The sequence below is a fragment of the Stenotrophomonas sp. GD04024 genome (assembly GCF_029837545.1).
GTDB lineage: Bacteria > Pseudomonadota > Gammaproteobacteria > Xanthomonadales > Xanthomonadaceae > Stenotrophomonas > Stenotrophomonas forensis.
In genome coordinates this window covers 1-8,546 of record NZ_JAOEDV010000123.1, presented here as the reverse complement: position 1 = coordinate 8,546, position 8,546 = coordinate 1, and the positions used below count along the sequence as shown (strand labels likewise).

Sequence of the window (8,546 nt, the reverse complement as noted above, 5' to 3'; positions counted from 1 at the left end):
ACGCTGCCGTCACCACCAGCAACAGCAACGGCAACCATCCCAGCTGGCTGGCGCCGCGTGCCTGCAGCAGCACACCGCCTGCCACGCCACCGGCGGCAATGGCCAGGTTCCAGCCGGTCACCAGCATCGACTGAGCCAGATCCGCAGCGGCACCCGCGCGGCGTGCCAGCGCGGTCTGGAACAGGGTCGCCACTGAACCGAAGGCCACGCCCCACAGGATCGTCGCCAGCAGCAGCGGGGTCGGCTGGCCGGGCCACAGCAGCAGCGCCAGCACCGGCAGGAGGAAGCCGACCACCGCCGCCCAGACCAGCGCGCGCAGATGACGGTCCACGCCCCAGCCGGCAATACCGATGCCAGCAATCGCCGCGATGCCGAACGCCAGCAGCAGGCGGTCCAGCCACGCCCCAGCACCGGCCTCCACCGCCAACGGTTCGATGTAGGTGTAGAGCACGTTGTGCGCCAGTACGTACAGCACCATCACCAGCAGCGCACTGCGCACACCGGGCATGCGCCAGACCATGCCCAGAGACATGCGCTGGCCGGTCGCCGCCGCTGGCAATGCAGGCAGCGCCCAGCGCGCGTACGCCAGCAGTCCCACGCCCAGCAGGCTCATCAACGCGAACGCCCAGCGCCAGCCGATCTGCTGGCCCAGCAACGTGCCGGCGGGCACCCCCAGCGACAACGCCAACGGTGAGCCGACCATGGCTACAGCGATCGCCCGCCCCTGCAGCGAAGGCACCACCATGCGCGCGGCGTAACCGGCCACCAGCGACCACAGCAGGCCGCCACTCACCCCCGCCAGGAAGCGCGCGGCCAGGATCAGCGCGTAGCTGCTGCTCAACGCGGTCAGCGTATTGACCACCACGAACCCGGCAATCGCCGCCAGCAGCAACGGACGCCGCGGCAGGCGCTGGGTCAGCGCGGTCATCGGCAGCGCAGCCATCACCGAGCCCAGCGCATACACGCTCACCAGCTGGCCCACCGCCGCATCACTCACGCCCAGGCTGTCGCCCATCGGTCGCAGTACGCCGGCCGGCAGGGTCTCGGTCAGCAGGGTGATGAAGCCACCACCGGCCAGTGCCAGCAGGCCCGCCCACGGCAGGCGCGTGGCTTCTCCGGCCGGGCTGCTCGCATCGATGGCATGGCCGCTCATCGGGCGGCCTCCAGATCGGTATAGACCGCATTACGCAGCTCATCGACGAAGGCGCCATCCATGCCCTCGTACAGGGTGTTGGTCAGCGCCACCACGCTCAGCCCACGCGCCGGGTCGACGAACCAGCTGTGGCCATACGCGCCGCCCCAGCGCCAGGTGCCTTCGCACTGCGGCGTGCCGCTGGCAGTGGCATCGCGCAGCAGCGCAAAGCCCAGTCCGAAGCCCCAGCCGGCCGGTTCCGGCGGGCCCTGCTCGCCCACCTGCGGGGTCGCCATCTGCGCCGCCAACGTGGGCGGCAACAGGCCCGAGGCGCGCACATCGCGCAGCGCCTCCAGCACCGCCATCACCTCATCGGCGGTGCCCACCAGACCGGCACCGGCAGAGGCGAAATGGCTGGCGTCGGTGGCGCGTGCAAGGCTGTACTCGATGCCGACCGTGCCTTCGAACGGCGCCACCACTTCGCCTTCCTGAAGGCGGTGCGGCTGCGGCATGTCGCTCACATAGGGCGTGGCCAGCCGCGCAGCATCGGCGGTGGCGAAGCCGGTATCGCGCAGGCCCAACGGTGCGGCCAGCACGCGCGCGAACAGCGCCTGCAGGGTTTCACCGGTTGCGGCTTCGGCCACCGCACCGGCCACATCCACGCCCAGCGAGTACAGCCACTGGCTGCCGGGTGCGAACAGCAGCGGCGCCTGCGCGATGCGGCGCACGTTCTCGCCCAGGAACACCGGGCTGGCATCCATGCCATCGCTGACGCCAGCCCGCGCGTAGGGGCCGTCCGCATCGGCTTCCAGAAAACGGTAGCCCAGCCCGCTGCTGTGGCTGAGCAGCTGGCGCAGGCTGATCGGCGGCGTGCTGCCATCGGCCAGCGCCGGACGGAAATCCGGCAGCCAACGCTGCACCGGGGCATCGAGGTCGAGCACGCCCTCGGCCACCAGGCGCAGGATCACCGTGGTCAGCAGCGGCTTGCTGACCGAGGCCAGCCGGAACAACTGGTCGCGCTGCATCGGCGTGGCCGATTCGCGGTCCGCCAGGCCGCTGGCGCTGGCGTGGCGCAGCACCCCGTGCTGGCGCACCAGCACCACCGCGCCGACCAGGCGCAGCGGGTGCACCTGCTGCAGCAACCGCTGCACCGACGGCAGCGTCGGTACGGGTTCAAGGGAAAGAGCGGCATTCATCGCGGTGATCCGTGGGGGAGAGGCCGCCACGTTAGGCAGCCCGCCGCCACGCAAAAAGCCGGTTGCCGCTCCGGGCATCATGGACCGTGCAGTCCGCAATCGGCATCATGGCCGGAACTGCAAGGCCACAACCGCCCACAACCCGCCCTCGCACCACAGTGTTGCGAGGGCGGCGCCGACCGCCGCCAGCGCGCCCCTCTACCCTGCCGCTTTCATCGCCCGCACGCCCATGACCGTCCTGGACAACCTCGCCAACCTGCAGACCTTCGTGCACGCCGCCGACACCCGCAGCTTCGTCGAGACCGGGCGCCTGCAGGGCATCTCCGCCTCGGCCGCCGGCAAGTGCGTTGCCCGGCTGGAACACGCGCTGGGCGTGCGACTGTTCCATCGCAGCACGCGCAGCATCACCCTCACCGCCGAGGGCCAGCTGTTCCTGGCGCGCTGCCGGCGCATCCTCGACGAGCGCGATGCCGCGCGCACCGAACTGGCGCAACCACACGCCACACCGCGCGGCACGCTGCGCATCGGCCTGCCGCTGGTCGGTGACCTGACCCTGCCGCTGATGGCCGAATTCATGGCCGCCTATCCGGATATCCGCCTCGATCTCGACTTCAGCGATCGGCTGGTCGATGTCATCGAGGAAGGTTTCGATGCCGTGCTGCGGGTTGGCGAGCCCAGCGACTCGCGCATGAACGCGCGGCGCCTGGGCGTGTTTCCGCGTCGCATCGTCGCCTCGCCCGCCTACCTGCAGCAGCGTGGTGTTCCGCGCACGCCGGCCGAGCTGATGCAGCACACGCTGCTGCACTACCGCTTCCCCAGCACCGGCAAGCTGGAGCTATGGCCGATCCATTGGCCTGAAGATGAAACCCCGCAGGAACTGCCGGTACACATGGTGGCCAACACCATCGAAGCACGGGTGGCGCTGGCGCTGCGCCACGTGGGCGTGGCGTTCGTGCCGGTGCACTCGGTACGCGATGCGCTGGCCGACGGCCGGCTGGTCACCGTGCTGGACGAACACGTGCATTCCTGCGGCATCTTCCACCTGCTGTGGCCCTCCGGCCGCCACGTGCTGCCGAAGCTGCGGGTGTTCATCGATTTCGTCAGCGCACGCCTGGAAACCGTGCCGTAGCCGCGATCAATCCCGGCCATTCAGCCAGCCCCGCTATACTGTCCCCTCATTCCTCCCAGAGGCTCGCGACCAATGCGCCATTGATGCCGCCGTCTTCCCATCAGACGGCCTGACTCTTCCCGCCCCTGCGCGCAGGGGAGAACCCGGCATCCATGGAGGTCGCATGACCCCGCATTCCCTCACGCTCGATCGCGTGTCGTACCGATTGGCCGACGGCCGCCCGCTGTTTTCCGATCTGTCGTTTTCCTTTGAACCGGTCGCCACCGGCCTGGTCGGTGCCAATGGCACCGGCAAGAGCGTGCTCGCCCGCCTGCTGGCCGGCCACCTGTCACCCGACAGCGGCCAGGTGCGCCGCAGTGGCCGCGTGTTCCTGTTGCCGACACCCGGCTATCCACCTTCCGGCACCGTTGGCGCACTGGCCGGTGTCGGTGAAGCACTGGCCGCACTCGCGCGCATCGAAGCCGGCAGCGTGGACGAGGCCGACTTCACCTGCGTCGGTGACCGCTGGGACCTGCGCGAACGCCTGCAGCAGCAATGGCAGGCAGTGGGCCTGCCCGACGACCTCGACCCCGCCCAGCCCGCCGCGCGACTCAGTGGTGGCCAGGCGATGCAGGTCGCGCTGTCCGGGGCGTGGGCCAGCGGTGCCGACTGGCTGATCCTCGACGAACCCAGCAACCACCTCGATACGCGCCATCGCCAACAGCTGTACGAACAATTGCAGCAATGGCGTGGCGGCCTGCTGGCGATCAGCCACGACCGCGAGCTGCTGGAACAGATGCAGCAGATCGTCGAACTCGATGCGCGTGGGCTGCACCGCTATGGCGGACCATGGCGGCACTACGCCGACGCACGTGCGGCCGAACGCGAGGCCGCCGCCGCCCAGTTCGACCATGCGCGCGCGCAGCACCGGCAGCAGCAACGCAGCGCGCGTGAACAGCACGAACGCCAGCAACAGCGGCAGGCGCGTGGCAACCGCGATGCGAAGCAGGCCAACCAGGCACCGATCCTGCTCGGCCGGCAGAAGCAGCGCGCCGAGGCCAGCCACGGCCGCGCACAGCAGGTGCAGGCCGATCGACTGCAGGCCAGTGCCGATCAATTGCGCGCGGCGGCCGCTGCGGTTCATGCCACGCCGGAACTGGCGCTGTTTGCCGGTGAAGGGGAACGCGGCAGCGCGCGCCTGCTGCAGGCGCAATCGCTGGTGTTGCCGCATGGCTGCAGTGCCCCGTTACAGCTGGAGATCCGTCGCGGGCAGCGCATCGCGGTGGTGGGTGACAATGGCAGCGGCAAGTCCACGCTGCTGCGCGTGCTGGCCGGCCAGCTGCCTGCACGCGCGGGCACCGTGCAGCGGCATGCGCCGCTGGCCCTGCTCGACCAGCAGCTGCTGGGCTTGTCCGGCGAGCACAGCATCCTCGATACCGTGCAGGCCACCAACCCGGCGGCCGATCCCGCTGAACTGCGCACGCGCCTGGCCCTGCTCGGGCTGGACGCACAGCGCATCCAGCGACGGGCCAGCAGCCTCAGCGATGGTGAACGGGTGAAAGGCGCCCTTGCCAGCGTGCTGTATGCCGATCCGGCACCCCAGCTGTTGCTGCTGGACGAGCCCGGCAACGCGCTGGACCTGGGCGCACTGCAGGCATTGGAAGACCTGCTGGTGGCCTGGCCCGGTGCCCTGGTGATGGTCAGCCATGACCGGCACCTGCTGCAGGCCTTGCGGCCCACGCAGGTGCTGCAGGTCAGCCCCAGCGCCTGGCACTGGCGCGACGCATTGTAGAGTCGAGCTTGCTCGACTCCGCCATGCGCTCATCCACGCATGGCGTATCAATCCGGGGTAGTGCCGGCCGCTGGCCGGCACATCACCAACCGTCAATGCGCGCTCACCGCTTCCACACCGGGAAGGCCTGCGGCAATTGTTGCCACAGCAGCGGGCCGGCGCGCAGTTCCTGGTCGTTCAGCAGGCACGCGTCCAGTTCTGCTCGCACCGCGCGCTCATCCATGTGCACCCCGATCACCACCAGCTCCTGGCGGCGGTCACCCCACAGCGGGTGCCACAGGCGCTGCATCGCCGAATGCGCGGCCATGTCCGGGAATTCCTCAAGGCCCGGCAGCGGCGCGCTCCAGCACTCGGCCTGCTGCCGCGCCCAGCCGAGGTCACTGTAGGGCAGCGGCGTCGGTGGCAGCAGCGGCGTGGTGTCTTCCTGCCCGGCGCGCACGCGCTCGCGCGCGGCGTACCAGAAACCCGCCGCCTGCGTGCGCGTCGCCGCACCCACGGTGTTCAACTCGCCCACCCAGTCCATGCGGTTGGCCAGCCAGAACCAGCCCTTGCTGCGGATCACACCCGGCATGCCCGACTGCAGCGCGCGCGCGAAGCGTGCGGGGTGGAAGGGGCGCCGCGAACGGTAGACGAAACTGGCGATGCCGTACTCCTCGGTTTCCGGCGTGTGTTCGCCGCGCAGTTCCTTCACCCAGCCGGGCGCGCGTTGTGCACGCTCCATGTCGAAACGGCCGGTGTCCAGCAGTTCGCTCAGCGGCACGTCACCGAAGCTGGATAACAACAGCTTGGCATCGCGGTTCAGCCCGCGCAGCACGGCCAGGGTGTCCTGCAGTACTTCGTCGTCCACCTGGTCGACCTTGCTGACCACGATCACGTCGGCGAATTCCACCTGCTCGCACAACAGGTCGACCACGCCGCGGTCATCCTCCGGCCCGGCCTGCTGGCCGCGCTCGGCCAGGCGCAGGGTCGAGCCGAAGTCAGCCAGGAACGCGCTGCCATCGACCACCGTCACCATCGTGTCCAACCGCGCGATGTCGCTGAGGCTGAAGCCGTGCTCGTCGCGCACTGCGAATGTGGCGGCCACCGGCATCGGCTCGCCGATGCCCGTTGATTCGATCAGCAGGTAGTCGTAGCGGCCGGCATCGGCCAGGCGCCGCACTTCCTGCAGCAGGTCATCGCGCAGCGTGCAGCAGATGCAGCCGTTGCTGAACTCCACCAGCGTCTCTTCGGTGCGGCGCAGTTCGGCGCCACCCTCGCGCACCAGTTGCGCATCGATGTTGACCTCGCTCATGTCGTTGACGATGACCGCCACGCGCAGGCCCTCGCGGTTGCGCAGGATCTGGTTGAGCAGGGTGGTCTTGCCGGCCCCGAGGAAGCCGGACAGCACGGTGACCGGAAGGCGACGGTCGGCGCGGGAAACAGTGTTCATGTCGGAGCGGGTTGGCTGCGGAACGGAAATGTTACTGTATAACAATTGTCGCGCAAGGAACCTCCCCCGATGAAGTCGCCCTCTGCCGCCCTGCTCGATGCCGGCGCGGTCGCACTGTCCAGCCTGTGCCTGCTGCACTGCCTGGCGCTGCCCCTGCTCGCGGCCGCGCTGCCGCTGTTCGGCGCCTGGGCCGAAGCAGAATGGGTGCACCTGCTGTTCGTGGCCATCGCCCTGCCGCTGACCGGCTATGCGCTGTGGCGGGCCGAGCGCCGTCGGCCGCTGCCGGTACTGGCCTGGGCCACCGCCGGCATGGGGCTGGGCCTGCTGCTGGCCGGTGCGCTGGCGCTGCCCTCGCACGGCTGGGAAACGCGACTGACCGTCACCGGCAGCCTGCTGCTGGCCGCAACGCATCTGTGGAACGCACGGCACCGGCACGCAGGGTAGTGCCGGCCGCTGGCCGGCATCCCCATGAACGCCGGACATACCCGGTAGTGCCGGCCGCTGGCCGGCAACCACATGAACCCCGGACATACCCGGTAGTGCCGGCCGCTGGCCGGCAATCGCATTAACCCCGCCACCACCTGACGTTGCCGGCCAGCGGCCGGCACTACCCGGCTATTTACCGTAGCGGCGCAGCAGCTCCACCAGCACTTCGGCCTCGGCCGCCCGTTGCTGCGGGTCCTCGGCGCCCACCACGTGCTCCTGCAGGTGCTCGTGCAGCAGCTCCATCAGCAGGCTGTGGGCGGCACCGCGCACCGCGGCGACCTGTACCAGCACGTCCGCGCAGTCGCCCGCCTCACCCTCGGGCCGGTCCAGCGCCTGCTCCAACGCCGCCACCTGGCCGCCGATACGGCGTACCCGGGTCAGCAGCTGCTTTCGGTTCTTGTGTACATGCGCCATGGCTGGATCATATACCCTATGGGGGTATCCACTCCACCCCTCGGGTCTGACATGCACCTGGACACCCTGGCCGCCGCCCGCCGTCACGAACACCGCTTCGACGACGGCAACCCGCTGGCCGAACGCAACACCCGCCGCGCCCTGTGGCTCACCGTCGGCATGATGCTGGTGGAGATCGTCGGCGGCTGGTGGTTCAACTCCATGGCCGTGCTCGCCGATGGCTGGCACATGAGCTCGCACGCGCTCGCGCTGGGCCTGTCGGTGTTCGCTTACCGCTGTGCGCGCCGCTATGCACACGACCCGCGCTTCGCCTTCGGCACCTGGAAGATCGAGATCCTGGCCGGCTACACCAGTGCCATCGCACTGCTCGGTGTTGCGGCGCTGATGGCTGTGCAATCGCTGCAACGGCTGTGGGTGCCGGCGCCGATCCACTACAAAGAAGCCATCGCCATCGCGGCGGTCGGGCTCGGCGTGAACCTGCTGTGCGCGTGGTGGCTGCATGACAGCCCGGGCCATGCGCATCACCACCACGGTCACGGCCATGATCATCTCCACGGGCATGACCACGATCACCACGGCCATGCACACGGTCACGACCTCAACCTGCGCTCGGCCTACGTGCACGTGCTGGCCGACGCCGCCACCTCGGTGCTGGCCATTGTCGCGCTGCTCGGCGGCAAGCTGCTGGGCCTGACCTGGCTGGACCCGGTGATGGGACTGGTCGGCGCGGTGCTGGTCACGGTGTGGGCGATCGGTCTTCTGCGCGACAGCGGGCGCATCCTGCTCGACGCGCAGATGGACGCGCCGGTGGTGGCCGAAGTGCGCGACGTGATCGAGCAGGGCCCGTGGCCGGCACGCCTGGCCGACCTGCACGTCTGGCAGGTCGGCCGCGGCAAGTACGCGGTCAGCGCCAGCGTGGTCACCAGTGATGCCCGCCTGGATGCCGATACCGTGCGCAACGCGCTGGCGATCCACGAAGAACTGGTGCA

8 protein-coding genes are annotated in these 8,546 nt (G+C 69.6%); 4 read left to right on the top strand and 4 right to left on the bottom strand.

The window, feature by feature from the left end; genetic code table 11:
* A partial coding sequence (locus N7590_RS21295) for an MFS transporter (RefSeq protein WP_279935876.1) occupies positions 1-1,153 on the bottom strand: 1,153 nt, incomplete at its 3' end.
* Positions 1,150-2,328, bottom strand: coding sequence for a serine hydrolase domain-containing protein (locus N7590_RS21290; RefSeq protein WP_164242711.1), 1,179 nt, complete (start codon positions 2,326-2,328; stop codon positions 1,150-1,152). The genes N7590_RS21290 and N7590_RS21295, both read right to left, overlap by 4 nt.
* Positions 2,329-2,557: 229 nt before the next feature.
* Here N7590_RS21290 and N7590_RS21285 point away from each other — a divergent pair, with 229 nt between their 5' ends.
* Together N7590_RS21285 and N7590_RS21280 are read left to right on the top strand one after the other, a co-directional pair.
* Positions 2,558-3,457, top strand: a complete 900-nt coding sequence (locus N7590_RS21285; protein ID WP_164242710.1) for a LysR family transcriptional regulator — start codon at positions 2,558-2,560, stop codon at positions 3,455-3,457.
* A gap of 163 nt (positions 3,458-3,620) precedes the next feature.
* Positions 3,621-5,228 (top strand): ATP-binding cassette domain-containing protein, encoded by a 1,608-nt coding sequence (locus tag N7590_RS21280; protein ID WP_164242709.1) that lies wholly within the window; start codon positions 3,621-3,623, stop codon positions 5,226-5,228.
* A gap of 103 nt (positions 5,229-5,331) precedes the next feature.
* Here N7590_RS21280 and N7590_RS21275 read toward each other — a convergent pair whose 3' ends face one another.
* Positions 5,332-6,657: a GTP-binding protein gene (locus N7590_RS21275; protein WP_164242708.1), complete on the bottom strand. Its 1,326-nt coding sequence runs from the start codon at positions 6,655-6,657 to the stop codon at positions 5,332-5,334.
* 69 nt (positions 6,658-6,726) lie between these two features.
* On the opposite strand from N7590_RS21275, the gene N7590_RS21270 reads away from it, so the two are divergent.
* Positions 6,727-7,101, top strand: coding sequence for a MerC family mercury resistance protein (locus tag N7590_RS21270; protein ID WP_164242707.1), 375 nt, complete (start codon positions 6,727-6,729; stop codon positions 7,099-7,101).
* A gap of 171 nt (positions 7,102-7,272) precedes the next feature.
* Here N7590_RS21270 and N7590_RS21265 read toward each other — a convergent pair whose 3' ends face one another.
* Positions 7,273-7,557, bottom strand: coding sequence for a metal-sensing transcriptional repressor (locus tag N7590_RS21265; protein WP_053511351.1), 285 nt, complete (start codon positions 7,555-7,557; stop codon positions 7,273-7,275).
* A gap of 51 nt (positions 7,558-7,608) precedes the next feature.
* Between N7590_RS21265 and dmeF the strand changes: the two genes are divergently transcribed.
* A partial coding sequence (gene dmeF / locus N7590_RS21260) for a CDF family Co(II)/Ni(II) efflux transporter DmeF (protein ID WP_279935874.1) occupies positions 7,609-8,546 on the top strand: 938 nt, incomplete at its 3' end.